Genomic DNA, 26,895 nt, shown 5'->3' on the forward strand with positions numbered 1-26,895 from the left:
AAACCACCCAACAACTGTTGAGTGGTAAAAGATAGTGAATGAGACTATATCTTGAGCTTATCTGCAAGGGTGAGTAGAACGCCCTGCTGATTGTTGGATGGGGCAACGTGGGTAGCAACTTTCCGAACGTGCTGTGGTGCGTTGGCCATCGCGTATGATTCGCCTGCTAATTTAAACATTGAGAGGTCATTTTCATTGTCACCAAAGACTAACAGGTCATCACCACTTAATTGCCAGTGATGCAGGAGTTTTCGGAGGCCATTGCCCTTGTTCATGTGCGGAATAATGAGATCGATTGCGCCATATCCACTGACCGTTGGCTGGATTAGCCCCGCAAACTTATTGTTGAAATGTTTGATAAATGTGGAAGTTTGTTTGGCTGGCAGTGTCAAGGCAAACTTAAAGACATTCTCGGGAATGTCGGCAAGGGATTGGATAGTCTGGAGACGTGAATAGTATTGCTGGAACATATTGTGTTGCTTTGGCGGAACATCATCCATGATGTAGGCAGAATGGCGAGCACACATTGTAAAGTAAGTCGCTGGTTGACGACGGAGAAAAGTGAAGACGGCTGTCACCACTGCGGGTGGTAACTGGCTGCTAGCAATTTCCTTGCCGTGCCGGTCGACCACCAACACGCCATTTTCCGCGACAAAACCTAGTTCAGCAGCATGCTCAGGAAAAAGCCCTTTTAAGAAGGCATACTGGTCACCGCTAGCAACGATGAACTGGATTTGCTGGCGTTGCATTTTGCGAAGCACTTTGGTAAAGAGTGAGCGATCGTAGTCACGCTGATCGGTTAAAAAGGTGCCATCAATATCGACGGCGACTGCTTTGAACATGGTCATTCCTCCTGAAGCTAGCCGCGCATGGTAATAAACGGCCGAATTTGTTGAGCACCATATTGTTGCGTTTCGGTAATCAGAATATTAGCACAAGCCTGGGCGTCATCAAGAGCATTGTGGTGGTGGTGCAAGTTGATATTTAACGCATCACAAACGGTATCCAGTTTATGGTTGACCAGGTTTGGTAAGAAGTACCGGCTAGTTTTGACAGTGTCGAGGGTCAAATACGCAGGGGTGACAAGACCATAGTGGGTAAGGGTAGCAGCCAGCACGCTGTTGTCAAAGCTATTATTATGAGCAATGACTAATTGGTCGGGAGTAAAAAATTGGTTGATATGCTGCCATACTTCCGGAAATAGCGGAGCGTTAGCCACGTCTTGTTCGTGAATGCCGTGAATTTGAACGTTTCGCCAAAAAAACTTAGTTTGTGGGTTGATCAGGGTATAAAATTCGTCAACTACTTGACTATTACGGACGACCGCTAAAGCCAACGAACAAGCACTATATCGTTGCCCCGCAGCGGTTTCAAAATCCATTGCCACAAAATTCATGTGTGGTCCTCCTTTTGCTAAATCAATTAAATTATACAGTCGACAGCAAAAATTACCAATTTAGCGCCTTTCCGCGAAACGCAAAGAGTTGAAACCATTCGGCAACACCGTTAAGATTAGTTCAGTAAAACCAATAATAGGAGATAAATAATGAACACAAATTTACGGCAGGAATTTCCCGCAATTAAAATTCTCAAAGATGAGCCGCTCTCCAAGTACACCTTTACCCATACGGGTGGCAATGCTGACTGGTTGGCACTGCCAACGACGGTCGATCAGGTTCAGCAGTTAGTTAGCTATTGTACAGCTCACCAGTTGCCACTCACCGTTCTGGGGAATGCTAGCAACTTAATTGTTAAGGATGGCGGCATTGATGGATTGGTGATCATTACTACCGAACTGACAAAGATTACTGTTCGCGGCAACCAGGTTGAGGCGCAGGCGGGGGCTGCTTACATTGATGTCACCAAAGCCGCCCGTGATGCTGCTTTGACCGGCCTGGAGTTTGCTGCGGGAATTCCAGGCAGTGTCGGCGGAGCAGTCTTTATGAATGCTGGTGCTTATGGTGGTGAGACACGTTTCGTTGTTAGTGCGGCAACTGTGCTTTTACCAACCGGCGAAGTGCGGACTTTTAACAATGACCAACTTGCTTTCGGCTACCGTCATAGTGTTGTTCAGGATAACCAGGGAATTGTTTTAGCTGCCACTTTTGCCCTCCAGCCAGGTGATCAAGAAAAAATTAGTAACAAGATGAATGAGCTGAATACTCGGCGAGCAGCTCGTCAACCGCTGGAATTACCATCTTGCGGAAGTGTCTTTAAGCGGCCAACTGGTTACTATGCTGGCAAACTGATTCACGATGCAGGCTTGCAAGGGTACACCGTTGGGGGCGCACAGGTTTCAACGAAACACGCTGGTTTTATTGTCAACGTTAACCACGGGACTGCCGCTGACTACCAGGCGGTAATCAAACACGTCCAGGATACCGTTAAGGAAAAATATGGGGTTCAATTGCAGCGAGAAGTTCGGATAATCGGCCGTGACAAATAATAAATACTCAATAAACGAGAAAACCGCCATCCCTTGAGATGGCGGTTTTGTTGTATGTTACTCATTTATTCGACAAAAATTTTGACAGCCATTGCAATGTTGTAGATAAAACTGATCAAGGCTGCAAGAATCGTGACTGCACAAAGGGTAACAGTCAGCCATCCCATGGAGACACCAACGTAATGGACAGAGTTGCCAAGAGAGACATGACCACTGGCAGTTCCAACAATACCAAGGATGATCAGGAAAACGAGGCCGATCAGTGCCGGAATCAGTTGTGACCAGAAGGCCTGCTTAGCGTGACGCTTAACAAAGGGGTTGGCAGCACCAATAATCCACACGATCAGTGGAAAGACAACCGGCATGAAAATGATGCTTACGTATGCTAATGCCGCGATGATGCGGTTAGCGGTAGATGGTACCAAGTGTTCGTTGTTCATTTTAAGAATCCTCCTTTCGTCGCTTTTCGGTTAACGTTACAATAACATTTTTAATTATAAAATACTAGTTAATCAGTCGTCTACCGGGTAACCAGCGATGACGTGAATTAAGTAAACCAAGATTAACTGGGTGATGGTTAGAATAATGACAAATTGGATCATTTCTGCGTTCCACATGCGTAATAGTTGTTTGATAAACCAACCAGGTGTCATCAGTATGTATAGCGAATGAAGCCGGAGAAAACGGCCAATGTAGATGCCCACGCTGGAAATAAATGAGCAGCAGCTAATCCATACGAGCCGCCATTGCAGGTGGCGAGGAGTAGTCATCATGGTTAGCAACCTGCTGGTTTGCAGCAGGGAAATCGCACCGAATAGCGCACAAGCAAAAGCACTGATGACCATTAGTGAAAACATTAACCACGTATGTGGGTCGCTTCTAAGAATCCCTGAGATACTTGTATGCGGATGTAACCAGGCAAGATGAAATAAATCAGTCATTACATAAGGAGCGTTAGGATAAAAGACGACCCATAAAATTAGCAGGACCCAGAAGGCCAACGAACGGCGGTCTGCAAAATGGCGTAATTGAAAGCCTAGTTCAATAGGAACATATGCTAAGAAGACGTTAAAGGCCATAAAATTGTAAGGTAATTTCATCACTAGCTTGAGTAATATGATCCAACCGAGTAAGAAAAGACGGATTTGCCAATTTGTACTTATTCTCTTCATTTTCTTTCCTCCATTCCCTCCATGTTACCAGAGTTTCCCAGACCCGGCGGTGAATGTTTTCGGTCAGGAGAGTAGGGATGATGATATAATATGAAAGTGATATTAACTGGAGGCATTGCAATGCAGATTTTTTCGTCATTGCTGACTTGGCATTCGCTCGTCAGCTTAGTTGACATTCTTTTTATTTGGCTGCTGATCTACGAAATGCTCCTCCTAGTCCGAGGAACGAAGGCGGTTCAGCTTTTTCGGGGAATAATTATCATCCTCGTCATCAAGCTGATCAGCTGGTATGTCGGCCTGAGCACCGTTTCGTGGCTGATGGATCAGATCATCAACTGGGGTGTCATCGCAATCGTTGTTATTTTTCAGCCAGAAATACGACGGGGACTCGAACGACTCGGTCGTGGAAATGTTTTCACTCATAAGCACAGTGGAAACGCCGAGGCAGAGGACTTGATTCAGCAACTTGATAAGGCAATCCAATACATGTCGAAACGCCGGATTGGGGCCTTGATTAGTATTCAGATGGATACCGGGCTCGAAGAATATATCGAAACGGGGATCCCGCTTGACGCAAAGGTAACGGGAGCATTGTTAATCAATACCTTTATCCCCAATACGCCGCTCCATGACGGGGCGGTCATTATTAAGGATGACCGGATTGCTGTTGCTGCGGCTTATTTGCCATTGTCTGATAGCAAGCTGATCCCTAAGGAGTTGGGGACGCGTCATAGGGCAGCGGTCGGTATCAGTGAAGTGACCGATGCGCTAACTATCGTCATTTCGGAAGAAACTGGCGAGGTCTCTCTGACAAAGGATAATGAACTGATGCGTAACATGTCGCAAAAGGATTATATTAAGTTCATGCGTTCGCAACTTTACAGTCATACGGAAGAAACTTCGAGTAGTTGGGTTGTGGGTGCCTTCGGGCGCCTCTTCGGCAGAGGAGGTGGCAGCGATGAAAAGTAATCGCAATAATGATTCCTTCTTTAGTAACATCTGGGTTTTGCGGATCTCGTCGCTGATTTTGGCACTTTTCTTATTCGTTTACGTTAACGGAAGTAAGGACGGTTTTTTGCGGCAAAATACGCGAACTGGTAACAACAGCGCTTTGATGTCGAACCGGTCGGCCACAATCAAGATGCCCCTGCAGCTAAAAGTTAACAGCCAGCGTTATGTGATTACTGGCTACCCACAATATGTTCGGGTGAAGGTTAGTGGGCCATCAGCGCTGGTGACGACGACCGTTAACACCCAAAACTTTAAAGTTTATGCCGACCTTTCCAACCTAGGAGTGGGGCACCATACGATCAAGTTACGAACATCGGGATTGAATTCTGAATTGCGGACTGCATTGACACCAGAGAAGATTAAAGTTAATATTCAACCCCGGGCAACGACTACTGTTCCTGTTGAGGTGCGTTTAAGTTCAAAGAGCGTTAACGGCGGCTATGAAGTTGGGACACCGAAGAGTTCGATGACCAACGTCCAGGTCAGCGGTGCCCGTGATGAAGTGCGGCGTGTGGCCAAGGTAGTGGCAGAAGTCAACGTTCCTAAGGATGCTACTAGTGACCTTCACCGCCAGGTAACGCTGCAGGCACTGGATAAACACGGACATATTCTCAACGTTATTATCAGTCCAAACAGTGTCAGCGTAACCGTGCCGATCAGTTCAAACGGGATGGCAAGCAGTAGTAACAAGGAAACGTCGTCTGACAGTTCGAATAGTTCGTCGGCAAAGGATAATCAAAATAACGACGATAGTAGCACGGAAAGCAGTAATGCTAACTCGACCAGCAATAATAACTAACAACTTAAGAAACGAGGATATTGATAATGGATTTAAAATATTTTGGTACGGATGGTGTTCGCGGTGTAGCGAACGAAGACCTTAGTCCTGAACTAGCTTTTAAGTTGGGACGGACAGGCGGTTACGTGTTAACTCAGCATTCTGAGCGTAAGCAGCCACAGGTGCTGGTTTCACGAGATACCCGTATTTCTGGGCAAATGCTGGAAAACGCGTTGGTAGCCGGACTGCTGTCTGTCGGCATCGAAGTGCTGCGACTTGGCGTTGTTACCACCCCAGGCGTAGCCTACTTAGTTCGCGCCCAGGAAGCTGATGCTGGGGTAATGATTACTGCCTCTCATAACCCAATTAAGTACAATGGGATTAAGTTCTTTGGCTCAGATGGTTTTAAGCTTTCTGATGAGATGGAAGCCGAAATTGAAACGTTGCTGGATGCATCAGCTGACCGTCTGCCGCGACCATCAGCAGAAGGTTTGGGATCAGTTGAGGACTACCGCGAAGGCGGTTTGAAGTATGTTTCATTCTTAGAGCAAACGGTTTCGACCGACTTAAGTGGTTTGAAGATTGTCGTTGACGCTGCTAACGGTGCGACGAGTCCCTTTGTTTCCAACCTCTTTGCGGACTTAAACGTTAACTTCAGTACCATCAATGATACGCCAAACGGGTTAAATACCAACCTCAACTGTGGTTCAACGCATCCTAAATCCTTACAAAAGGCAGTGGTTGAACAGGGAGCTGACATGGGAGTTGCCTTTGACGGTGATGGTGACCGTTGCATTGCGGTTGATGCGGATGGCAACCTCATTAATGGTGACAAGGTGATGTATATCTGCGGCGCTGCCATGGACGAAAAGGGTAAGCTGAAAAAGGACACCATTGTCACTACTGTCATGTCCAACATGGGGATGTACAAGGCAATGGAAGCCAATGAAATGCATGGTGTACGGACAAAAGTTGGCGACCGTTACGTTGTGGAGGAAATGTTAAAGGATGGCTATAACCTTGGTGGTGAACAGTCAGGGCACGTTGTCTTCCTTGATTACAATACAACGGGTGACGGGATGCTGACGGCATTACAGTTAATGTCTGTGGTGGCATCTTCTGGACAGACACTGGCTGAGCTTGCAGCCCCGGTTCATGATTACCCGCAGGAGCTAGTTAACGTTAAGGTCGAGAATAAGAAGGCAGCGATGAAGAACGAAACGCTACTGGCAGCCATTGATAAGGTAGAACACCGGCTTCACGGTGACGGACGGGTACTGGTACGGGCTAGCGGTACTGAACCACTGATTCGTATTATGGCAGAGGCCCCAACCAAGGAGCAATGCCATGATATTGTGACCGAGATATTCGAAGTGGCGAAGGCCACAGTTGGTGTTGAATAGAAGATGAAATAATCGTGTTTGCTAGATCACTGATTGGTTGACATTAGCAAACGCGTTTTTGTATCATGTTACCTGGTTTCTAAATTATAAAAAGCTAATAATTTTCTATTTGAATGGACTTAAAAGTAAAGGGTGAACATTATGTGCGGAATTGTTGGTGTTACCGGGAACAAGCGAAGTGTTAACATCTTGCTCAACGGTCTCAAATCCTTGGAATATCGAGGATATGACTCAGCAGGTATCTATGTCAATGACCAGGAAGGACACGACTACCTTGTTAAGCGGACCGGCCGAATCAAGAACTTGGAGCAGGCGATCAACGAGCAAGGGGATGTTCACGGGACTGCCGGGATCGGTCACACGCGTTGGGCAACGCACGGGGAACCGAGTGAAGCCAATGCCCACCCGCAGTTCTCTAATGATGACCGTTTTTATCTGGTGCACAACGGGGTTATTGAAAACTACCAGCAATTAAAGAGCGAATACCTGGCAGATGTCGACTTCAAGAGCCAGACGGATACGGAAGTGATTGTCCAACTGGTTGACCGTTTTGTGGTTAATAACCACATGGATACTCGTAGTGCCATGCTGAAGGTTTTGCGATTAATCAGTAGTGATTCATCATATGCTTTCGTTTTGATGGACCGTCAACAACCGGACACACTCTTTGTTGCAAAAAATAAGAGCCCGTTGCTGATCGGGCTAGGTGATGGTTACAACATGGCTGGCTCTGACGCAATGTCCATGATTAAAGAGACTAACCGCTTCATGGAGTTGGAAGACCATGAATTGGTTATTGTTAAGCCAGACCACATTTCCATTACCAGTTTTGATGGTGAGGAAAAGAAGCGTCAGCCATTTACAGTGGACATGGACCCATCAGCTGCTGATAAGGGTGCTTACCCGTTCTACATGCTTAAGGAAATTGATGAGCAGCCGGCGGTAATGCGCCGATTGGTGTCTGAATATCTACCAGCGGATGGTAAGCCGCAAGTTGAAGATGCCCTACTGGAATCAATGGCATCATCCGACCACCTGTACATCATTGGCGCCGGGACTAGTTATCACGCTGGTTTGGTTGCACAACGTGCTTTTGAAAAGCTGACAGGAATCCACACGTCTGTTCATATTTCATCAGAGTTTGCTTATGAGCACCCGTTGCTGTCTGAAAAGCCATTCTTTATCTTTTTATCGCAGAGTGGTGAAACGGCAGATAGCCGCGAAGTACTGGTAAATGTCAAGAAACACCAGTGGCCAAGTTTGACGATCACTAACGTCGACAAGTCGACGCTCAGTCGGGAATCTTCGTTTAGTATGCTGATCTATGCTGGGCCGGAAATTGCGGTTGCGTCGACAAAGGCGTACACGGCACAAATTGCAGTACAGGCTATCTTGGCAAAAGCCCTTGGCATGAAGATGGGACAACAAGCAGCCGCTGACTTTGCCTTAAAGGAACAACTAGCAATTATTGCCAATGGAATGCAGGCAATCACCGACAGCAAGGATAAGATGGCCGAAATAGCCGCCCATTACCTGAGTAAGCCGCGGAATGCTTTCTATATTGGGCGGGGAATGGACTGGTCTGTGGCTTTGGAAGCGGCACTGAAATTGAAAGAAATTTCATACGTTCAGGCAGAAGGTTTCGCTTCTGGAGAACTGAAGCACGGAACGATTGCTCTGATTGAGAACCGGACGCCGGTAATTGGGCTCATCACCCAGGACCGGACCGCTGGTTTAACCCGGTCCAACCTGGAAGAAACTGCATCCCGGGGAGCTGCTACACTGACGATTGTTTCGCGTCACCTAGCAAACGAAGACGATAATATTGTTTTGCCAGATGTGGATCCATTACTAACACCACTGTTAAGCGTTGTGCCAACTCAGCTGCTGGCTTACTACACTAGCCTGGGGAAAGGGTTAGATGTTGACAGGCCGCGTAACCTGGCTAAGTCTGTCACTGTTCAGTAGGCGTGTTAATAAATGATGAAGTTAATTGTCCGAATAATGGGGAAGGTGGCTATCGTAGTCGCCTTTTTCACTTTATTCTTAGCTACCCCAGTAAAGGCAGCGGGGCCTGGCAAGCAGGATACAGCGCCCATTCCAACCGTTTTTGTTCACGGGTTAAAGGGATCGGCAAAATCGACGAACGGGATGATTTCCTACTTCAGTCACCGTTATTATGGCGCCGCCCGAGTGCAAACTATCAATATTGAACCCGATGGTGAGCTAAATGTTCAGGGTGAGTACCAAGAGATTGACCACCCGCTTATTCAGATCAACTTTGTTAACCGTAATGCTTCGATACCTCAGGATAATATTTGGTTGGCCAAGGCTCTTCATTACATCAAAATCAAGGACGGGGTTGACCGGTATTATGCGGTGGGACATTCTGCAGGTTGTGTTACCTTACTGCAAACAGAAATGCTCTCCAGAAAACAATTGCCCATCATGGAAAAATTTGTCTCGGTTGCAGGTTGTTATAATGGCCTGTTAAAGGAAAATGATTTTCCACATGCTGTTCATTTGGATGACCACTACCGGCCAGATCACTGGTATCAGGCGGATAGTCAGTACCCAGCATTTAAGACCCTCGTGCGCCAAGCAAAATACTTTCCCAAAGATGTTCAGGTGTTAAACATCTACGGTGACCTAGGAAACGGGACCAATTCTGATGGTAAGGTGACGACTCAGTCAGCGCTGTCGCTGAATTATATCCTGCGTCACCAAATTCTGAAGGTCCAAAATGTTCGTTTTACAGGACCTCTTTACAAGCATAGTGGTTTGCGGAAGAGTCCGGCAGTTTACCAGTGCATTGGCACCTTTCTCTGGCATCAGCAAGCACATAACGGGGCAATCATTCACCCGCAGCCGGAACCGACTTCAGCTCACAACTAGGTGTAATTTCGAAAAAAAAGCAAATAATGTTTGACAGCGCTTACACGATCGGTTATTATAATGTCATAAGGTATCAATATTACCTTCTAATCAATTCTCTTTCTCTCTTATGCCAATCACCACCAATCTATGGTGGTGATTTTTTTATTTGATGGATTTCTGTTGTAAAATACTTGTATTAATGAAAGGCAAGGCGAGAGTTGGATGGAAAAGCAACACGAAATCCTGGATATGATTGAGCAGATTACAAGGAATGATGGTAGTAAATACTACGAAATCGGCAATATGGTCCACAACGGGCGGGCTGAATTGGCGGCCGACAGGGGCTATATCAAGGAAGTGCGAATTCTTAAGCTGAATATTCCTCATTCGCAAACTGTTCAAAAATATGAAGATTTTATCAATAGTCACTACCAGATGCAGCCGGAAAACCTGGATCATTGGGAAGAGTGGAAACGCACGCCGGAAGCAGACAAGCTGGTTAGTGAAATCATGAAGGAAAACCACCTATCTTAAAAAGCCAGCCTCCACGTTTGGTTAATCCAAACATGGAGGCTGATTTTAGTTGTTAATTTTGGTGGTGAATCGCCTGCTGAGTTGCTAGTTCAAAGGACTTCAATTCACTACTATTGAGATCAATGTTGTTTAGTGAGATAGCATTAATTTGCTGGTTGCTATAAGTCGTGTAATAGAAGGTACCAGTTGTTAAGTTAATGCAGTCAGTATAAAGAGTATATTCAAACTTGCCTGGTGCCACCTCATCGAGGTTCTTTGGCTGGGCAACATTATTTAAACAGTGGAAGTAATTGCTGACACATTCGTCTTCGTTAGTCCCTACCGGCGCGTGAGCTTTGGTGAATACTTCTCTGATGAACCGGCTCTCAGAATCCATTCCACCAGGAAGGTGGCTAGTACCAATACCACGGCTATAAGATGGAATGTCAATTTCTGGCGCAAGCGTATTTTGCGGCTCACCAGCGGAGACATTGCGGTAATTAGCCAGGTTTGTCATTTGCTGCGGAAATTCTGGATTGTTGGTTAAAACGCCTGTGGGGTTGTCGTAGACGTGCAAACCAGTTTTAGTAGATTCAATGACGATGGCCGCACCACCTTTATCTGCTACCAGCCAGTGAAGTGGCGAATTAGTCATTGTCGAAGAGAAACTTTGGTTGGTTAGGTTAACGTTTGCTAGTAATTCTTTTGCTTCGACCACTGTCGCTGCTTGGGCCAAGATATATGGAACAATTTCAAATGAAGCGACGTTAACTTTGCCGTCTTGCGCCGAAAAGAAGTGAGCTGGACCATTAAAGTTTAAACCTGCCATTCCCAGTCCCTTTTCGTTGGCACCATCAAAATAAAGGGGATAGTTATCCTGAATAATTGACATTCCAGTAATGGCAAAGTGATGACTAATCGTTGATAAGTTTTTCAGGTGCAATGGGTAGTTACGGGGCATAATGACTACTTTTTGTCCGAGGTTCATTTCTAAGTCGAGGTTGCGGCCAAAGTAGCCGTCACCCGCAGAATAGATAATGGATGTACACATATTGTCAGATCCTTTTGTAATTGACTGATAAGCTTGCTATAAATTAATCGTAGCATTGCACATCGGTTGAAGCAAACAATAACAGCCAAAACACGAAAACTATGGCTATACGGGCACTGTTGTTTTGACTATAATAGATTGGTAATTTGACAAATTAAGGAGGAAAAAAGGTGCAAATGAAACCAGCGTTTTCGGCAAAACAGTTACCACATCGTCACTACGTCCATGGTGTTGATGGGTTACGAGCGCTTGCTGTTATAGGGGTTATTGGCTACCATTTACTGCCCACTTTTTTACCCGGTGGCTTTCTCGGCGTACCACTTTTCTTGCTCATCTCGGGATACTTTGTAACCGGGCAGTTGTTGCGGCGTTGGACAGATGGTAAACAACTGCAGGCGACAACGTTTTACCGGCGACGGGCTAAACGGCTTTACCCTGTTTTAATAACAATGCTGGCGGCAACCTCGGTATATATCCTCTTATTTGCACGGAACTTATTGTATCACCTACGCCAGATTATCTTTACCAACCTCATTGGTGTTTACAATTGGTGGGAAATCTATAATGGTCAGTCATATTTTGACCGTTTTTCCCAACAATCACCGTTTACTCATCTTTGGACCATGGGCGTACTGATGCAGTTTTACTTAGTATGGCCGCTTATCCTATGGGGACTATTGAAACTGTTTGGTAAACGTTCGGTTGCCAGAAGGCTGACTTTCCTATTAGCACTTCTCTCGGCAATCGAAATGGCCATCCTGTACCAACCGAACAACATTAACCGTGTTTATTACGGGACAGATACACGGGCATTTTCTCTCTTGCTCGGGTGTTGGTTAGCGTTCGTGTGGCCTCATGAAAGGCTGAAAGCCAGTCTTAACCAGCAAAGCCAACGCTTTTTAGATATTGTTGGAATCGGTAGCTTGCTGGTAACCCTGATTGGCTTTGGCATGATGCATGGTGAAGGGAAAGCAGCCTACAATGGTGGGATTTTTGGCTACAGCGTCGCGGGGATGCTGCTTCTCGCAACGATCGTCCATCCTGGCAGCAACCTTAGCAAGTGGTTTGCTAACCCGTTTTGTCAGTGGGTTGGCCGCCGGTCCTACGGGATTTACGTTTATCAGTACCCAGTAATGGTGTTTTATGAACGAGTAGTTCCCATTGGTCTTCATCCCTGGGCCAACGCCTTGATTGAGTTGCTACTAATTCTTGGCATCAGTGAACTGTCATACCGGCTTATTGAACAGCCCTTTGCACATTATGACTGGGGAAATTGGCAATCCACGATTTGTTCCTGGGTTAAACCGGGGCAATTAAAGGTTTGGTTGCGGGTGATTCCCTCCTTACTATTGTTGGAACTATTCACTGCAGCCCTTTGCGCGCCGGAGAAAGCACCACAAAAGAACGCAGTTCAAAGACATATTGAGCAGGCAAGACATGAAACCGCGAGCCAAAATAAACGGGTAGCTGCAGGAAAAGCGGCGAAGGTCAAAGTCAGCAGCAACTCTCTTCGCCGAAAATACGCTCTCAGTGCTAGCCAACTAGCAGCGGCCAAAAAGCTGAAGGTCACTGTCATTGGTGATTCTGTGATGGCAGATGCAGCGAAAAGTATTCAGCAGGTAATGCCGACAGCATATGTTGACGCGCAGGTTGGCCGCCAGGGTGCGCAGGCACCGGAGATTATCAAGAACCTCAAAAAAGAGGGGCACTTGCAAAAGATTGTGGTCTTGAACCTAGGGACTAACGGAATGATGTCCACGACAACCGTTAGCAAGATTATTCACGCAATCGGTCCGGGACACGAAATATACTGGATCAATTCACATATTCCAACCAAGGATTGGCAAGGAGCGGTGAATAAGTTGATTTTACAGGTAGCCCGGCAACGAGGCGACGTCTACCTCGTAGACTGGTATTCATTGAGTAAAAACCACCAAAACTGGTTTGCTAATGACAATGTTCATATGAATGAGCGGGGAAATATTCAGTTTACTCGTTTAATTGTTACTACTATTTTGAAGCACCATTAGGAGGATTATTATGACCATCAAAATGATCGCATTAGATCTGGATAATACGCTACTCGATAGCCATAAAAAGATTAGTGTCCGAAATGAACGGGATCTGCGGGCACTTCATGAACAAGGCATTAAGGTTGTTTTGTGTACTGGCCGGCCAATCAACGCCATTTGGCCACTGATTCAACAACTTGGATTGACGAATGATGACGACTGTACGATTAACTTCAATGGTGGCTTGGTTGTGGAAAATAACAGCAAACAGGTCCTGTTCCGCCAGGGGATGGGTTACGAGAATATTCACCGTGTTTATGATTACTGTAAGCAGAATCACTACCCGCTCAACGTTTTAGATTTTGAATCGGTTTATGAAATGACTGACCTGGCCGAGTCAGGCTACTCTGGTTTTATTCACCACATTCAATACCACCACATGCCGTTTAGCCAGCTACCTCATGACAAGGAATATAGCAAATTGATTATCTGTACGAATGTTGATGTGGTCGAAGAAGCTCAACAGAACGTACCGCAGACGATTAAGGACGTTTTCACGGTCACACGGTCACAGCCATATGTCCTCGAGTTTTTACCGCCGCAAGTAGATAAGGCAGTTGGTTTGCAAAAGTTACTAGATCATTACGGATGGGACTTTAGCAACGTCATGAGCTTCGGCGATGGCGATAACGACCTGGGGATGACAAAGGCAGTTGATGGTGGTAACGGTGTTGCGGTGGCGATGGCCAACGGCGTTGACCAGGTTAGACAGGCGGCCACTAAGGTGACAAAGTCAAATGACGAAGACGGGGTTGCAGTCTTTTTAGAAGATTATTTTGCAACACGGCTGTAACAAATGGCAATTTAACGGGCTTTAAAAACAAGAAGAAGGGTTAAATTATCTTTTTCTTGTGAAAAAAGCCCTTTTTTTGATCAAAAATGATGCTTCTTAATTAATTTTTTAGGCTCACCAAAGAAAACGATGGTGACGCAGTTGCCTCCAGATAAAGTCACAAATAGGCTTTGTATTGGATAGCTAATGTTACAAAAGATTACAGAAAATGCGATGGTTCAGCCAATTTCGATATTGTCTTGTTACTTTATAGTAATATTAAATAGCTATCATAGTAACCGTTGAAATTGATAAGCAAGTTACAAAAAATAAAAGGACGGTTGATTGATTTTATGTTTAAGAAGAACTTAACCAAGATTGTTGCTAGTGTTGCTGCTTTAGGTGCAGGTGTTGCCGCAACGACTGCAGTTGCTAATGCCGACACTGTTTACACTGTTCAAAGCGGTGACACCCTGTCAGGGATCTCGATGAAGTTCGCTAAGGACACGAACCACGTCAACGAACTGGCACAAAAGAATAACATCAAGGACGTTAACGTCATCTATGTTGGTCAAAAGTTGCTGATTACTAGCGATGGTCAGATTGAACAAGCTACTGCAAAGCAGGCAGCTACTCTGCCAAGTGCTAACAACACTGCAAACACTAACAGCTCTTCATACACTTCAAGTGTTTCTGGTAGTGAAGCAGCTGCGAAGGCTTGGATTGCTGCCCGCGAATCTGGTGGTAACTACGGTGCTACTAATGGCCAGTACATTGGTAAGTACCAACTGTCTGCTTCATACCTTGGTGGGGACTACTCACCAGCAAACCAGGAACGGGTTGCTGACCAATACGTCGCAAGTCGTTACGGTTCATGGCAAAATGCCCAGGCTCACTGGCAAGCTAACGGCTGGTACTAAGAGCGGCCTAATGAACTAATGAAAAATGGCGAGACTTTTTGGTCTCGTCATTTTTGCGTATAATGGCAGAGGAGGGATCAGAAATGGCAAAGCAACGATTAGTGCCGCTTGATGGCGCAATGAATTTTCGTGACCTGGGAGGCTATCAAACTACGGATCACCAGACGGTAATCTGGAATAAAATTTATCGTGCGGATTCCCTAAGTGATTTGTCAACTGGTGATTTAAAGCAGTTGACAAAACGACATGTCACTGTTGATTGTGATCTGAGGTCTGCCTTTGAGCAACGAGCAATGCCTGATCAACTAACTACGGAAATGAAATATATTGACTGTCATGTGTATGCCGAAGAGGGGGATACTGACCAGCAGTCCGATGTTCCTGGTGAAATTTTGCCGACAGATTATTTGGGCAGCATCTATCAGCACATTTTGCTGAACATTCACTCTCAGCATGCTTTTGGTAAAGTAATGCGTGAACTGGTCAACCTTGCGCCTGATGAAGCACTCGTCTTTCACTGCAGTGCTGGCAAAGACCGGACAGGAGTGATGGCCGCGTTGATTTTAAAAACACTGGGTGTCGATGACCAGACGATCATTAAGGATTACCTACTGACTAACCAACTTTACGACTTTTCGGCGGCGAGGCAATTACCATCTGCTAATCAGTTGGGGCAGATGGTTGCTAAGATGAATACAACCAAGGGGGATGGCCCGGTGATGAAGGGCTTTTTAACAACCTTAGAGCAGGGCTGGGGATCGATTGACCATTTTTTGATTCGGCAGTTAGGATTAAGTGCAGAAGAGATTGACAAGTTTCGCCAACGATATTTGAAATAAAGAGAACCCCCGTCGCTGAGCAATCGCGGCAGGGGTTCATTGTTTAATAAAAAAGACCAGCCGAAGCTGATCGTTAGAAGTTGGGCATACTGGGCTCGAACCAGTACATTATGGATCCAGGGTCCACCGCCTTACCAATTTGGCTAATGCCCAATATTTAATGTGTTGCCTTAACAACGATTAATAGTATAGCGAAAAAAAGAACTAAACGCAATACTTATTTTGAATTTTTTTGACTGCCTTGTTGCGTCTTCAGAGTGGCTCCCCAGTGGCCAGTACGAAAGCCGCCCCACTTCTGAATACCGGGATCATGATATTCATTTTCGAAAAAGTTTCTGGCAATCCTGCCAGCTTCCTCATCACTATAAAGACGTAGTTCCATTCCAAACACTCCTTTTTAACGTGTTAGCTGGTGAAGTCGTCGCTGCTCATCATAACTAAAACCGGTCAGAATGATCGGCAGTTGGTAGCTTTGCCGGAAAATACTCAGACTATCCATCAATAGGTCGATTTTTGCTGGTTCAGCAGCAAGGGGGAGTGACCGGGTGGACACGCCCCGCCGGCGAATATAGAAAAAGTAGTGGTATTGTTGATCAGCGTTGACGTTTACCACTGACAAGTGGTAGCGGGTTTCGGGTAAGCGATGGAAGTATTGATTTACCCGGCTGACTAGTTGTTGACCAATCTTTGTGGACATAACAATTACTCCTTTGGTGCAAAGAGGTCGAGCTGCTCACTGGTTAGCCGTTGCAGGTTACCGAAACCGACAAAGACAATCCGCACATCTTCACCATGCCACAACTGGTTAAAGAGCCGAACAGCAATGGCTAATGCAGATTGTTGGTCGGGTACGCCAACAAAGTTACGGGTCTTGGAAACCGAGTGGCCATGAAAGTCTTCAGGACTATCCTGGAAGGTCAGACTCACGGAAATATTACCAGGCACGAGTCCTTGTTTCTCTACCCGGCGGAACGCACTTTGACCGACCTTTGCGAGTGTTTGCCGTAATTCATGTTCGTTACTTGACCCTTCGGTAATGACGTGGGAATTACTAATGCTATGTGACCGGTGCGGGCGCGGATCGTCAAGGTGTGACCGGTCGATTCCCCAGGCAGTCGCATAGAGACTTGTTCCGCGAACTTTTCCCATGGCTGCTTGTAAGGCATGCGGGTCGGTATGAGCAATATCCCCGAGGGTGTGGATGCCAAGTGAATTGAGCTTGGCAGCAGTTTGCTTACCGATACCCCAAACGTTAGTTAACGGGTGAATTGGCCACAGCTTAGCGGGAATGTCGCGGTACTGGAGGCGGCCTACAGAATCAGGTTGTTCCTTAGCTACCACGTCAAGCGCTAATTTAGCCAGTAGTGGGTTATCACCGATACCAACTGTCGTAATGAGCCCCAGCTGCTGGTAGATTTCTTGTCTGATGGCTTTGACAATGCTGTCGACTGAGGGACCATATTTCTTCCAATGATGGCTGACGTCGAGAATTGATTCGTCAATAGAATAGGGGAGTAATTCTTTCTTGCCAACAAACTTTAAAAACAGCTCGTTGATTTGTTGATTACGCTTTTCATAGAGTTCCATTCGCGGCGGCACAATAATCAAGCGATCGTCGTGGGGAAGTTGGCTCTTAGTTCCGCGGTTGTGGAGGTGAAACATTTTCTTGGCCATTGGTGAAGCGGCCACCACTAAGCCATGGGCAGTATGTGGCACCTCTCTCAGCACGACTAAGGGAGTAGTCAACGGGTCGAGTCCGCGAACAGTACACTCAACACTAGCAAAAAAAGATTTATTGTCGACGACCAGAAAGAGGCCGTGAGGTTCGTGTTGATAGTTCATGACTTTTCCTCCCTTCGGATCGATTTTACGATGGTTATTATTGTTGAAGCAAGGAAGAAGCAGGCTTTTTGTGCGTTTTTTGCAACAATCTGCTACAATAGCTGGCAAGAGAGAAGTTTGATCCAGGAGGTTAGTACTAATGGCAAGCAGTTCCGATAGTATTTATAACGTTTTGTACCAAATTAAACGCCATCCTGAAATGGCTGAAATTAGTGAACAAGATTGTTCAAACGTGATTGGCTTGTCCGTGCCGGATAGTACCAAGGTGTCGGATTCTGCCTTTTACTTTCCGGACAACCAGTTAATGGTGAACCGGCTTTCGGGAGACTTTGTGGCCCAGAATGGTGACCTGTTAGATTACTTCTACGAGCAGACCAAGAATACCATTCCTGATTATCATAACGTGTGGGTAACAAGTTCACATTTTACTAACCACCACCGTTACTTTCTGGAATTATCTTTTGAGTAGTTAATATTGACAAATTAGGACGCAGTCGGTATACTACGTTTTGTATGTTTGATTGCCCGCTGGTCAAATTGGTTAAGACGTCGCCCTCTCAAGGCGGAGTTACGGGTTCGATCCCCGTGCGGGTGATTTTTTTGTGTTTTCATAGTTTCCAGTAGCTTACAAACGTTGATATATCAGCATTCTTGATTTTGCGGAAAACCTATAAAAGCTATTAAAAACAGATTTTGCGGAAAAATTGCGGAAAAATAAAGGCTCTACACTAAATCCTGTTGATGGATTGCCAACGTGGTAATCTGTTAATGGGATTTTTTCGTACAAAAAGGGAGCCATCACTGACTCCCTTCAGGAAAAATCTACGACCAAATAGCTTCTATCGAAAGGATGATTCAGGATGACTCCTAATAATGATTCTATCTGTTTTGCACTAGGAATGAAAGACTCCAATCTTATTTTGATGGATTATTTCTATGCCTTTATTAATTTGGCTAAGGGTACTTGCAAAAAGCTTCAACCTGATATTCGTAAATGTCGGATCTACGAATTTAAGCTTCGCAATCAGCTAATCACTTGCCAAAACTGTCATCACCGCCGCCTAGTAATGTTTGGGTATTCTACGGTCCAAACTATTTTTACCACCGATGACGCCAGTCATCCGGTGTTTCTACGAATCCATAAGCAACGCCTACGTTGTAAAGATTGTCGACGAACTTTTATGGCCCAATCGAATGTAGTCCGTAAATACTGCCACATCGCTAATAAGGTTAGGGCTAAGGCGATCATGAGTTTTTAAGATGATCGCACCCTGGAAAGTATTGCCCGTGACAATACGATTTCACCAAGCACGGTCCTGCGTTATTTAGACGCAAGTCGCTCCATCGCTCCCTTATACCAACGCCAGTTGCCTACTAACCTCGCGATGGACGAATTTCGCGGTGTTCATCGTCAACTGCACTTTATCTGTATTGACAACGATCACCATCGCATTCAAACGATCCTGCCGGATCGCTTTAAGCGGACAATTGAGAACTATTTTCTAAGCTTCACTCCTGCGGAAAGATCCCGGGTAAAAACCATTTCAATGGACTTAAACAGTTACTACCAAGACATCGCTCGTCGCTTGTTCCCCCGCGCCGAAATTATTATCGATCGTTTCCATATTATTGCCAGGATGACTCGTGCTTTCAATCAGTATCGGGCCCAAGCCATGAAACAATTTCCGAAAGCCAGTCGCCAGTACCGACTGTTAAAGTTTAGCTGGCAACTCTATCTCAAATCTGCGACGAATCTTTCTTACGAGCATGAATATTATGATCGTCACCTTCGTCAGAAGGTGACCAGTGGCGAGCGCGTGGATTTAGGTTTGGCTATTAATGATCGCTTACGAGCCGACTATCAGTTTCTCCAAAATGTTATGCAAAACCTCAAACAACGTAATCTCGATCAACTGACCGAAAGTCTCTATCCGGGCACCGAGCTTAGTCCGCAAATGACCGCTGTTTTACACACCCTCAGACATAATCTCATGTACGTCCTTAACGCCTCACGATTTGACTACAGTAACGGGACTATTGAGGGGATCAACCGGATGATTAAACAAATTCAACGCACCGCCTTTGGTTTCAGAAATTACAACCACTTGGTCTATCGTATTCAATTCCGTCAAATGGCAAAAAAAAAGAATCAAGCCGCTTAGACCTGATTCTTACCTGTCAACAGGATTTGACAAAGAGCCGATTAAATTGTCGAACCGCCGTATACGGAACCGTACGTACGGTGGTGTGAGAGGTCGGTAATTGAACTAATCAATTACCTCCTACTCGATTTGTGCTTGTCACCGTTAGAGGGAAGCTTTATTCAGATTGTTCTCGTAGGACGCGCCGCCCCTGTTGCAAGATGTAGATGGCAACAATCACTAGGATAATACCAAGTACTTCTACCCAGTTCATCTTGAGGTGGAAAAAGATGACGCTAAGAACAGAGGTCACGATTGGCTGGAGGGCATCCATAATGCTGACCACGTCGGATGGAGCAAACCGGGTTGCGTGCATTAATAGAATGAACGGCAAGATTGTTCCGAATAAAACGACGGTCCCAACAGAGGCCACCAGGGTGATGGAGATATGAGGTGTGCCGACCCAGAAAGGACGAATAATGTTAAACAGAATACCAGCAATCATTGAGGCCCACCCAAGAACGATGATTGGTGGGTTATGGACGACGGCACGTTTGGGAAGAACAACATAAAGGGCGGCTGTAATCCCCGAACCAATTCCCCAGAGCAGTGAGTCAAAAGGAATTGATAGTTCAGTGATATTACCGCGAGTGATACACATGATAACCCCGATGAGAGCCAGGATAAATGAAATCACGTCAGTACGAAATGGTCGGTGATGCATGAAGATCACACTGCCGAGGACAATAAAGAGTGGCGAGAGGTACTGAAGGATGGTGGCTGCTGAGGCGTTACCCAACTGAATCGCGTAGTAAAAGGTGAGTAAGTTGGCCATCAGTCCAAAGATAGCGTAAGTCACGACAGAGATAAGCGAATCTCGACGCTTGAAAACATTAAAAATTGTCTTTCCATAACGAAAGGCGCTAATCGATAGCAGGATGATACCAGTGACCAGCGTCCGGACTGATAACATCCACGTAGCAGGAATGGCAAGGTTTTGTGAAATGAGTTGGAGAACAGTTCCTGAGATACCCCACATTGTTGACGCCAGGGCAGCGTAGATTATGCCCTTCATAACATGACTTGAATTTGGCTGATTCATTGTCATTTGTTCCTTTCTATAACGAAAAATATGTTCCGCAGATTAGGTTATCGTAAATTGTTTGCTTTGCCAATTAATTATTAAGAAATAAAGGAAGAAAAATATTGAACATCACCAGTTTTACCCGAATTTGGTGATGGGGGTTGGCTACAGGCAAAGATTGCAGTCAATTTACAAGTGTTAATACTTTCAAAATGATAAATTACTTGACAGCTAAAGAGCGTTATCACGGCGTTTGTCGGCATTGCTGGGACAGAAACTCAAAAAAGTTCCTAACAATTTTCTTAAAACTGTTACATTTATGTTTCAAATAGGTTACAATAGAATCATCAAAGGAAATCAAAGAGATTTTAAATGAAGCGGGGGCTTTGAAAATGATGCAACGGAAGGTTTTAGCAGGAACAGTAATGTTGATGGTGGCTTTAGGATTAACCGGTTGTGTCAAGTCGTCAAGCGCACCGGCAACGAATGAGTCGCATGTTCGTTCTGCACGGGTTGCCAAGAGTAGTTCGCACAAGTCAAGCCGGCACGAATCGTCAGCTAGTGTATCTTCGACCCAGAACAGTGCAAAGACTGCAACTAGTCAATATGCGACAACTCAGCAGAGTAATGCTACCAGCCAAGCAGCTACTCAAAACAGCAACCAGGGTAGCACTAACCAGGCTGTTGTTAATAATGGCAGTAACCACCAAGCCACTGCTTCATCACACAGTGAACAACGTGTTCAATTAGGTCTTGGTGACGTGGCTGTCTGGACTGAAAACGGTGTTACTCACCACGTTGACAGTGATGGGATGGACCGTCAGACTACTAATGGTAGTTCCACTATTCACTACAGTGACTGGTCCGGCCAGTTGCCACAGGGTGTTCAGGTTCAACATAACTAGTTTAGATTCGGTGGTTCACCTTTTCGTGCCCCCGGAATCGTGAACAGTATTGGGGCCGTGACATAATTGCCTATATCTATATTAAAAGTTAACAAGCGGTCCAACAATGGCTCCTAACGTTCTGGCAAAGCCGAACGCTAGGAGCCTATTGTTGCTCACAGGGGCGGCAGATAGCCTAGCTGCCCTAGCTGCGCGTCGTGACTACGAAGTCATAAATGACTTCGGTCACGCTCCTTTTTATTTTAACTGCGTTTTTCTTTACCAGCTTTTTTTAAGCCGGTATAATAGTTTTAATTGTCCCGTCAGCTGGCTGACGGTTCTTGTTTTGAAAGGGGAACCAGTTGATGATCAAAATTGCAAGACGTTTTTTAAACTGGTGGGCGGCCCTGGCAGCCCTCTTGTTAATGGGGGTTCAGGTATCCTGTGACCTATATTTGCCAACGGTGACGGCCAACTTGATTGACAAAGGGATTATGCAAAAAGATCTCAACTATGTGTGGCATATTGGTGGCGTAATGTTACTGGTGGCTTTTCTAGGGCTACTGGCAGCAGTGGGAAACGTCTTTTTTGCCTCCACCCAGGGAATGAAAGTGGGGGAGCGGATTCGTAACACGATCTATCAACGGGTGTTACATTTCTCAACTAACGAAATGACGCGCTTTAGTGGCTCTTCGCTCATTACCCGTAGTACCAATGATATTGTGCAAATTCAAAATGTGATGTTGCAGATGATGCGAATGATGTTGCAATCACCGATTATGCTGGTAGGAGCCTGTGTGATGGCTTACAGTCGGGAACCGCGATTGACCAGGGTGTTAGCTATCAGCCTGCCTGTCCTGATTATTGCTGTGGTCGTGGTGATGTACTTTGCTATGCCATATTTTCGTGTTATGCAGCAAAAGGTTGATAATATTAACCGTGTCTTTCGGGAGGGACTAACTGGTGTTCGCGTCATTCGGGCTTTTAACAAGGATCAGCGTGAGCAAGACCGCTTCCGACAGGTAAACGAGGACTACACCCGTGTCGGTTTTCGCGCGTTTACTTTGATGTCATTCATGTTTCCAATTATGACCCTGGTGTTGAGCATGACTAACGTGGGAATTATTTGGTATGGTGGTCACCTAATCGCCGGCCGTTCAATGCAGGTAGGTAACTTGATTACCTTTATGACCTACGCTAATCAAATTTTGATGAGTTTCATGATGTTGAGCTTCATCTTCTTTTTTATTCCCCGTGCGCAAGTTTCGGCTAAGCGGGTTAATGCTGTCTTAGATCAGCCAATCAGTGTTAGTGACTTACCAGTAGATGAGTTGGAACCATTGAAAAAAAGCCAAGTAGCATCACTAGAATTTAAGGATGTTGACTTCCGTTACGAAGGTGCCCAGCATCTGGCCTTGAGCGACTTAAACTTTAGGGTTACTGCTGGTCAAACCTTAGCGATTATCGGTGGAACTGGCTCAGGAAAGTCAACCCTGGTTAACCTGATTCCGCGCTTGTTTGATATTGAACGTGGTCAGATTTTGGTCAATGGACAAGACATCGCTAAAATTAGTCAACATGACCTTCATAGTTTAATTTCCATTACCCAGCAAAAAGCAGTTCTTTTCAGTGGAACGGTTCGCAGCAACCTTGCTTTTGGCAACTCGATCGCCACAGATGAACAAATGTGGCGTGCGCTAGAAGTTGCTAAGGCAGCTGACTTTGTAAGAGAACAAGGCGGACTTGATATGAAAGTGGAACAAGACGGCAGCAACTTTTCTGGTGGCCAGCGGCAACGGTTGGCAATTGCCCGGACCATTATCAAGCAGGCGTCAGTGTACGTCTTTGACGATTCATTTTCAGCGCTTGACTTTAAGACCGATGCTCAATTGCGGCTGTCACTTCAAGATGACGCGCTGGTTTCCCAAGCAGTAACAGTCATTGTTGCCCAACGAATTTCAACAGTTGCCGATGCTGATCTTATTCTTGTGCTTGATGATGGTCAGGTTGTTGGGCAGGGTACTCACGAAGAACTAGCCGCACGCAACCCGGTTTATCAAGAAATTATTAACTCCCAGTTACAGGAAGGAGATGGCGGTCATGAGGCATGAGACGAAAAAAGCCCAGCATTTCTGGCCGTCTACTAAGCGACTACTGATGTATTTACGACCATGGTGGGGTGGCGTTCTACTTTCTGTTATTTTAGCCATTGCGTCAGTGTTATTTTCTATTATTGCACCAAAAGTTCTAGGGGATACCACGACAACTATTTATAATGGTATTATGAAAGGATACCGCATGATGCAAGCAGGCCAGACTGTTCACCAGCTGCCAATTGACTTTCACCGAATTGGGCAGATCGCACTGGTTGTAGTACTCCTTTACAGTGTCTCAGGTTTACTTAGTTTGGCAGAACAAGTCATGATGACTTGGATTTCCCAAAAGGTAGTTTTCACGTTGCGTCAGGACCTTAAAGCAAAAATGGCACGGGTGCCAGTTCGCTTTTATGATACTCATTCCAATGGTGATTTAATGAGCCGGATGGTTAACGACATGGACAACATTGCTGGTACATTACAGTCAAGTTTGATTGAGCTGTTGACGTCTGCCTTGACTTTTGTTGGGGTGTTGGCGTTAATGTTTTCGATTAGCTGGCAGTTAACTCTGGTCGCATTAATTACGGTACCGCTGAGCTTAGTAATTGTTGCTTTCGTCGCACCGACAGCCCAGCGGCTTTTTACCCGTCAACAAGATGTTTTAGGAAATATTAATGCCCAGGTGGAGGAAACTTATGCCGGACACACGATCGTCCGTACTTTTAACCACGAAGAAGATGAAGAGCAACGATTTCGGCGGGTTAACCATCATTACTACCAGGCGGCATGGAAGGCACAATTTTTCTCCATTCTGATCTGGCCGTTGATGAACTTTGTCCGTGGCTTAGGGTATTTGATGGTGGCAGTTGTGGGTGCTATTCGGATGATCCACGGCCAAATCACTATTGGTAATATTCAGGCCTTCTTGCAATACGTCAACCAGTTTTCCCAACCAGTTACCCAGGTTGCTAACTTGAGCAGTACGCTGCAGCAGACGATTGCTTCAGCAGAACGGATTTTTGAAATCCTTGATGAACCCGAAATGACCACTGAACGGACCAACTTTCCCGTTAAAAAAGGACGGTCGTTGCCAAAAATTGAGTTTGACCACGTTAACTTTTCTTACGGTCAGGAACCGCTTGTTAAAGACTTTAACCTAAAAGCCCCTGCGAACCACATGGTGGCGATCGTCGGGCCTACCGGTGCGGGAAAATCGACAATTATCAACTTACTGGAAAGGTTTTATGATATTGACGGTGGTCATATTTACCTGGATGGGCAGGATACGCGTAATATGAGTCGCCACGAACTTCGGTCGCATATTGCAATGGTTCTCCAGGAGACCTGGCTTTTTAGCGGCACCATTTTTGAGAACATTAAGTATGGTCGTGATGATGCGACTGATGAAGAAGTGTATGCAGCTGCAAAAATAGCTTACGCGTATGATTTCATTCAAGACTTACCACAGGGGTTCGAAACCAAGCTTGACGAAGCGGCTTCTAACATTTCGCAGGGGCAACGGCAATTACTAACAATCGCTCGTGCTTTTCTAGCTGATCCGGATATTTTGATTCTTGATGAAGCCACCAGCTCTGTTGACACACGAACTGAATCACTAATTCAACGGGCAATGGATAGATTACAGTACGACCGGACTAGTTTTGTGGTAGCTCACCGCCTTTCCACTATCCGCAACGCGGAACGGATTATTGTCATGAATCATGGTGACATTATTGAAACTGGTGATCATGAAAGCTTAATGGCGAAAAATGGCTTTTATGCTGATCTCTACAACAGCCAATTTATTGGCAATGCCCTGTAACGAAAGTGTCCTGAGATGGACACTTTGGTTTTATAATTAGCCTAACGGGGGAGCTAAGATGGAAAAATATCGAAAAACAATGAAGATACTTAATGACCTAGTTACTGACCAGGTAGTTCCCGGAATGAGCTGGGTCTTGTTTGACCACCAACAGCAGTGGCAAGCGGTTCGTGGCCTGTCACAGTGGCGGCCACAGCCCGAGAAACTGACAGCTGACATGCAATTTGACTTAGCTTCGTTAACGAAGGTGGTGGGAACCGTACCATTAATGCTCCAACTCTGGCAGGAGGGGGCTTATGAACTGGACCAACCGGTGAGTGATTTCTTGCCGGAACTTGGCAGCTCGGTGGCAACGATTCGGAACCTCTTTACCCACACGTCTGACATTGGTGGCTGGATTCCCCACCGTGATGAACTGTCTGCAAAACAGTTAACGGCTGCATTATTGAAAACTCAGCAGGTAGGCCCCAGTGTTAACAAAAAAATCCATTACGCTGATATTAATTTTATTTACCTTGGTTGGATAGCGGAACGGTTACTGCACCAGCCGGTTCACCGATTGATTGAGCAACGGGTATTGGCACCATTAAAGATGACGGAGACTACGTTTCGACCGCAAAAAAGGCGGGCTGTTCCGACGGCTATCACCAGAAAGCGGGGACTTATTCGCGGGGAAACACATGATCCAAAGGGATTTGTTCTCGGAGCGCACTGCGGATCAGCGGGAATGTTTTCAACATCCAAGGACCTGACTAAGTTTGGTCGCGCGTTAATTGAGACAAATCTCAATGGTCTCCTTACAGACAAAACGATTGACCAGCTTTTTGTTGATCAGACCCCATTAAGCGGTCAACACTTACGGTCCTTGGGGTGGAAGTTACACCATAGTTGGGCGGTGGACCACCATCCAGTAATTTGTCATACCGGGTACACAGGGACGCTGATTATTTTAGACCGCCAAGAAGGTCAGGGGCTTGTACTCTTGACCAACCGGGTTCACCCACGGGCGGATAACGAGGAGTTTATTCGTCGGCGGGGAATGCTGATGGCAACTTATCTCAACGAAAAGGAATTATAAAAAACCAATGCCCCCAGAAGATGGATTGACCATCAACTGGGGGCATTATGGATTATCCTTCTAAAGGGAATGAACTGGTCATCATTATCATGTT

Annotated in this window: 27 protein-coding genes and 2 tRNA genes; 19 read left to right on the forward strand and 10 right to left on the reverse strand. The window is 45.7% G+C overall.

Annotated features, from left to right (window positions below):
* Positions 1–44: 44 nt before the first annotated feature.
* Positions 45–842, reverse strand: a complete 798-nt coding sequence (locus C1710_RS05945; RefSeq protein WP_102281040.1) for a Cof-type HAD-IIB family hydrolase — start codon at positions 840–842, stop codon at positions 45–47.
* 17 nt (positions 843–859) lie between these two features.
* Positions 860–1,396 carry a 3'-5' exonuclease gene (locus tag C1710_RS05950; protein WP_102281041.1) on the reverse strand — a complete coding sequence of 179 codons (537 nt, stop codon included), beginning with the start codon at positions 1,394–1,396 and terminating at the stop codon, positions 860–862.
* Positions 1,397–1,546: 150 nt separating this feature from the next.
* Between C1710_RS05950 and murB the strand changes: the two genes are divergently transcribed.
* Complete coding sequence (gene murB / locus C1710_RS05955; protein WP_102281043.1) at positions 1,547–2,446, forward strand: UDP-N-acetylmuramate dehydrogenase; 900 nt, start codon at positions 1,547–1,549, stop codon at positions 2,444–2,446.
* 65 nt (positions 2,447–2,511) lie between these two features.
* Here murB and C1710_RS05960 read toward each other — a convergent pair whose 3' ends face one another.
* Positions 2,512–2,886 (reverse strand): DUF4870 domain-containing protein, encoded by a 375-nt coding sequence (locus tag C1710_RS05960; protein ID WP_102281044.1) that lies wholly within the window; start codon positions 2,884–2,886, stop codon positions 2,512–2,514.
* 72 nt (positions 2,887–2,958) lie between these two features.
* Entirely contained in the window at positions 2,959–3,618 is a 660-nt protein-coding gene (locus tag C1710_RS05965) for a DUF1361 domain-containing protein (RefSeq protein ID WP_102281046.1), read from the reverse strand.
* A gap of 120 nt (positions 3,619–3,738) precedes the next feature.
* Between C1710_RS05965 and cdaA the strand changes: the two genes are divergently transcribed.
* The 6 genes from cdaA (at position 3,739) to C1710_RS05995 (ending at position 10,221) form a co-directional block, all read left to right on the forward strand.
* On the forward strand, positions 3,739–4,587 hold the full coding sequence (cdaA, locus tag C1710_RS05970) for a diadenylate cyclase CdaA (RefSeq protein ID WP_102281047.1): 849 nt from the start codon (positions 3,739–3,741) through the stop codon (positions 4,585–4,587).
* Positions 4,577–5,428: a CdaR family protein gene (locus tag C1710_RS05975; protein ID WP_102281048.1), complete on the forward strand. Its 852-nt coding sequence runs from the start codon at positions 4,577–4,579 to the stop codon at positions 5,426–5,428. The genes cdaA and C1710_RS05975 overlap by 11 nt, the downstream gene beginning before the upstream one ends.
* A gap of 26 nt (positions 5,429–5,454) precedes the next feature.
* Positions 5,455–6,810 (forward strand): phosphoglucosamine mutase, encoded by a 1,356-nt coding sequence (glmM, locus tag C1710_RS05980; protein ID WP_102281050.1) that lies wholly within the window; start codon positions 5,455–5,457, stop codon positions 6,808–6,810.
* A gap of 141 nt (positions 6,811–6,951) precedes the next feature.
* Entirely contained in the window at positions 6,952–8,778 is a 1,827-nt protein-coding gene (glmS, locus tag C1710_RS05985) for a glutamine--fructose-6-phosphate transaminase (isomerizing) (protein WP_102281051.1), read from the forward strand.
* A gap of 12 nt (positions 8,779–8,790) precedes the next feature.
* Positions 8,791–9,705, forward strand: a complete 915-nt coding sequence (locus C1710_RS05990) for an alpha/beta hydrolase (RefSeq protein ID WP_102281053.1) — start codon at positions 8,791–8,793, stop codon at positions 9,703–9,705.
* Between the two features lie 204 nt (positions 9,706–9,909).
* A complete protein-coding gene (locus C1710_RS05995) occupies positions 9,910–10,221 on the forward strand; it encodes a hypothetical protein (protein ID WP_102281054.1) in 312 nt (103 codons plus the stop codon).
* Positions 10,222–10,273: 52 nt separating this feature from the next.
* Here C1710_RS05995 and bsh read toward each other — a convergent pair whose 3' ends face one another.
* On the reverse strand, positions 10,274–11,251 hold the full coding sequence (bsh, locus tag C1710_RS06000) for a choloylglycine hydrolase (RefSeq protein ID WP_102281056.1): 978 nt from the start codon (positions 11,249–11,251) through the stop codon (positions 10,274–10,276).
* 176 nt (positions 11,252–11,427) lie between these two features.
* Here bsh and C1710_RS06005 point away from each other — a divergent pair, with 176 nt between their 5' ends.
* From C1710_RS06005 to C1710_RS06020, 4 genes are all read left to right on the forward strand, one after another.
* The gene (locus C1710_RS06005; RefSeq protein WP_102281782.1) at positions 11,428–13,281 is read left to right on the forward strand and encodes an acyltransferase family protein; all 1,854 of its coding nucleotides are present in this window, start codon (positions 11,428–11,430) and stop codon (positions 13,279–13,281) included.
* 10 nt (positions 13,282–13,291) lie between these two features.
* Positions 13,292–14,116: a Cof-type HAD-IIB family hydrolase gene (locus C1710_RS06010; protein WP_102281057.1), complete on the forward strand. Its 825-nt coding sequence runs from the start codon at positions 13,292–13,294 to the stop codon at positions 14,114–14,116.
* Positions 14,117–14,448: 332 nt separating this feature from the next.
* Positions 14,449–15,015, forward strand: coding sequence for an aggregation-promoting factor (gene apf / locus C1710_RS06015; protein WP_102281058.1), 567 nt, complete (start codon positions 14,449–14,451; stop codon positions 15,013–15,015).
* An 83-nt stretch (positions 15,016–15,098) separates the two neighbouring features.
* Positions 15,099–15,854 carry a tyrosine-protein phosphatase gene (locus C1710_RS06020; protein WP_102281060.1) on the forward strand — a complete coding sequence of 252 codons (756 nt, stop codon included), beginning with the start codon at positions 15,099–15,101 and terminating at the stop codon, positions 15,852–15,854.
* Positions 15,855–15,934: 80 nt separating this feature from the next.
* Here C1710_RS06020 and C1710_RS06025 read toward each other — a convergent pair.
* From C1710_RS06025 to C1710_RS06035, 4 genes are all read right to left on the reverse strand, one after another.
* Positions 15,935–16,007 (reverse strand) — tRNA-Gln (locus C1710_RS06025).
* Positions 16,008–16,071: 64 nt separating this feature from the next.
* Positions 16,072–16,236, reverse strand: a complete 165-nt coding sequence (locus tag C1710_RS08265; protein WP_180961317.1) for a hypothetical protein — start codon at positions 16,234–16,236, stop codon at positions 16,072–16,074.
* A 15-nt stretch (positions 16,237–16,251) separates the two neighbouring features.
* Positions 16,252–16,551 (reverse strand): hypothetical protein, encoded by a 300-nt coding sequence (locus C1710_RS06030; protein ID WP_102281061.1) that lies wholly within the window; start codon positions 16,549–16,551, stop codon positions 16,252–16,254.
* A gap of 5 nt (positions 16,552–16,556) precedes the next feature.
* Positions 16,557–17,696, reverse strand: coding sequence for a Y-family DNA polymerase (locus tag C1710_RS06035; protein ID WP_102281063.1), 1,140 nt, complete (start codon positions 17,694–17,696; stop codon positions 16,557–16,559).
* 139 nt (positions 17,697–17,835) lie between these two features.
* Between C1710_RS06035 and C1710_RS06040 the strand changes: the two genes are divergently transcribed.
* From C1710_RS06040 to C1710_RS08355, 4 genes are all read left to right on the forward strand, one after another.
* Positions 17,836–18,165, forward strand: a complete 330-nt coding sequence (locus tag C1710_RS06040; RefSeq protein WP_102281064.1) for a hypothetical protein — start codon at positions 17,836–17,838, stop codon at positions 18,163–18,165.
* A gap of 53 nt (positions 18,166–18,218) precedes the next feature.
* Positions 18,219–18,291, forward strand: a tRNA-Glu gene (locus C1710_RS06045).
* A 265-nt stretch (positions 18,292–18,556) separates the two neighbouring features.
* Positions 18,557–18,955 (forward strand): hypothetical protein, encoded by a 399-nt coding sequence (locus C1710_RS08350; RefSeq protein WP_235857978.1) that lies wholly within the window; start codon positions 18,557–18,559, stop codon positions 18,953–18,955.
* Positions 18,956–18,967: 12 nt separating this feature from the next.
* Positions 18,968–19,858 (forward strand): ISL3 family transposase, encoded by an 891-nt coding sequence (locus tag C1710_RS08355; RefSeq protein WP_328587354.1) that lies wholly within the window; start codon positions 18,968–18,970, stop codon positions 19,856–19,858.
* A gap of 157 nt (positions 19,859–20,015) precedes the next feature.
* Here the strand turns inward: C1710_RS08355 and C1710_RS06055 are convergent, their stop codons facing one another.
* On the reverse strand, positions 20,016–20,945 hold the full coding sequence (locus C1710_RS06055) for a DMT family transporter (protein ID WP_408065698.1): 930 nt from the start codon (positions 20,943–20,945) through the stop codon (positions 20,016–20,018).
* 368 nt (positions 20,946–21,313) lie between these two features.
* Between C1710_RS06055 and C1710_RS06060 the strand changes: the two genes are divergently transcribed.
* The 4 genes from C1710_RS06060 to C1710_RS06075 all read left to right on the forward strand — a co-directional run bounded on the left by C1710_RS06060 (position 21,314) and on the right by C1710_RS06075 (position 26,801).
* Positions 21,314–21,826, forward strand: a complete 513-nt coding sequence (locus C1710_RS06060; protein WP_235857979.1) for a hypothetical protein — start codon at positions 21,314–21,316, stop codon at positions 21,824–21,826.
* A gap of 344 nt (positions 21,827–22,170) precedes the next feature.
* A complete protein-coding gene (locus tag C1710_RS06065) occupies positions 22,171–23,916 on the forward strand; it encodes an ABC transporter ATP-binding protein (RefSeq protein ID WP_102281069.1) in 1,746 nt (581 codons plus the stop codon).
* Positions 23,906–25,723: an ABC transporter ATP-binding protein gene (locus C1710_RS06070; RefSeq protein ID WP_408065699.1), complete on the forward strand. Its 1,818-nt coding sequence runs from the start codon at positions 23,906–23,908 to the stop codon at positions 25,721–25,723. Before C1710_RS06065 ends, C1710_RS06070 begins: the two co-directional genes overlap by 11 nt.
* Positions 25,724–25,781: 58 nt before the next feature.
* Positions 25,782–26,801, forward strand: coding sequence for a serine hydrolase domain-containing protein (locus C1710_RS06075; protein ID WP_102281072.1), 1,020 nt, complete (start codon positions 25,782–25,784; stop codon positions 26,799–26,801).
* The last annotated feature ends 94 nt before the right edge of the window (positions 26,802–26,895 follow it).

The sequence above is a fragment of the [Lactobacillus] timonensis genome (assembly GCF_900240275.1).
GTDB classification, from domain to species: domain Bacteria; phylum Bacillota; class Bacilli; order Lactobacillales; family Lactobacillaceae; genus Limosilactobacillus; species Limosilactobacillus timonensis.

Bases quoted from the DNA above. Each gene is read 5' to 3' on its own strand.
- C1710_RS06065 (WP_102281069.1), top strand. From the start codon at position 22,171: ATGATCAAAATTGCAAGACGTTTTTTAAACTGGTGGGCGGCCCTGGCA.
- bsh (WP_102281056.1), bottom strand. From the start codon at position 11,251: ATGTGTACATCCATTATCTATTCTGCGGGTGACGGCTACTTTGGCCGC.
- C1710_RS08350 (WP_235857978.1), top strand. From the start codon at position 18,557: ATGACTCCTAATAATGATTCTATCTGTTTTGCACTAGGAATGAAAGAC.
- C1710_RS06010 (WP_102281057.1), top strand. From the start codon at position 13,292: ATGACCATCAAAATGATCGCATTAGATCTGGATAATACGCTACTCGAT.
- C1710_RS06035 (WP_102281063.1), bottom strand. From the start codon at position 17,696: ATGAACTATCAACACGAACCTCACGGCCTCTTTCTGGTCGTCGACAAT.
- C1710_RS06075 (WP_102281072.1), top strand. From the start codon at position 25,782: ATGGAAAAATATCGAAAAACAATGAAGATACTTAATGACCTAGTTACT.
- C1710_RS05950 (WP_102281041.1), bottom strand. From the start codon at position 1,396: ATGAATTTTGTGGCAATGGATTTTGAAACCGCTGCGGGGCAACGATAT.
- murB (WP_102281043.1), top strand. From the start codon at position 1,547: ATGAACACAAATTTACGGCAGGAATTTCCCGCAATTAAAATTCTCAAA.
- C1710_RS05965 (WP_102281046.1), bottom strand. From the start codon at position 3,618: ATGAAGAGAATAAGTACAAATTGGCAAATCCGTCTTTTCTTACTCGGT.
- apf (WP_102281058.1), top strand. From the start codon at position 14,449: ATGTTTAAGAAGAACTTAACCAAGATTGTTGCTAGTGTTGCTGCTTTA.
- C1710_RS05945 (WP_102281040.1), bottom strand. From the start codon at position 842: ATGTTCAAAGCAGTCGCCGTCGATATTGATGGCACCTTTTTAACCGAT.
- C1710_RS06040 (WP_102281064.1), top strand. From the start codon at position 17,836: ATGGCAAGCAGTTCCGATAGTATTTATAACGTTTTGTACCAAATTAAA.
- C1710_RS05995 (WP_102281054.1), top strand. From the start codon at position 9,910: ATGGAAAAGCAACACGAAATCCTGGATATGATTGAGCAGATTACAAGG.
- C1710_RS08265 (WP_180961317.1), bottom strand. From the start codon at position 16,236: ATGGAACTACGTCTTTATAGTGATGAGGAAGCTGGCAGGATTGCCAGA.
- C1710_RS06055 (WP_408065698.1), bottom strand. From the start codon at position 20,945: ATGACAATGAATCAGCCAAATTCAAGTCATGTTATGAAGGGCATAATC.
- C1710_RS05975 (WP_102281048.1), top strand. From the start codon at position 4,577: ATGAAAAGTAATCGCAATAATGATTCCTTCTTTAGTAACATCTGGGTT.
- glmM (WP_102281050.1), top strand. From the start codon at position 5,455: ATGGATTTAAAATATTTTGGTACGGATGGTGTTCGCGGTGTAGCGAAC.
- C1710_RS06005 (WP_102281782.1), top strand. From the start codon at position 11,428: ATGAAACCAGCGTTTTCGGCAAAACAGTTACCACATCGTCACTACGTC.
- C1710_RS06020 (WP_102281060.1), top strand. From the start codon at position 15,099: ATGGCAAAGCAACGATTAGTGCCGCTTGATGGCGCAATGAATTTTCGT.
- C1710_RS05960 (WP_102281044.1), bottom strand. From the start codon at position 2,886: ATGAACAACGAACACTTGGTACCATCTACCGCTAACCGCATCATCGCG.
- cdaA (WP_102281047.1), top strand. From the start codon at position 3,739: ATGCAGATTTTTTCGTCATTGCTGACTTGGCATTCGCTCGTCAGCTTA.
- C1710_RS06070 (WP_408065699.1), top strand. From the start codon at position 23,906: ATGAGGCATGAGACGAAAAAAGCCCAGCATTTCTGGCCGTCTACTAAG.
- glmS (WP_102281051.1), top strand. From the start codon at position 6,952: ATGTGCGGAATTGTTGGTGTTACCGGGAACAAGCGAAGTGTTAACATC.
- C1710_RS06060 (WP_235857979.1), top strand. From the start codon at position 21,314: ATGATGCAACGGAAGGTTTTAGCAGGAACAGTAATGTTGATGGTGGCT.
- C1710_RS05990 (WP_102281053.1), top strand. From the start codon at position 8,791: ATGATGAAGTTAATTGTCCGAATAATGGGGAAGGTGGCTATCGTAGTC.
- C1710_RS06030 (WP_102281061.1), bottom strand. From the start codon at position 16,551: ATGTCCACAAAGATTGGTCAACAACTAGTCAGCCGGGTAAATCAATAC.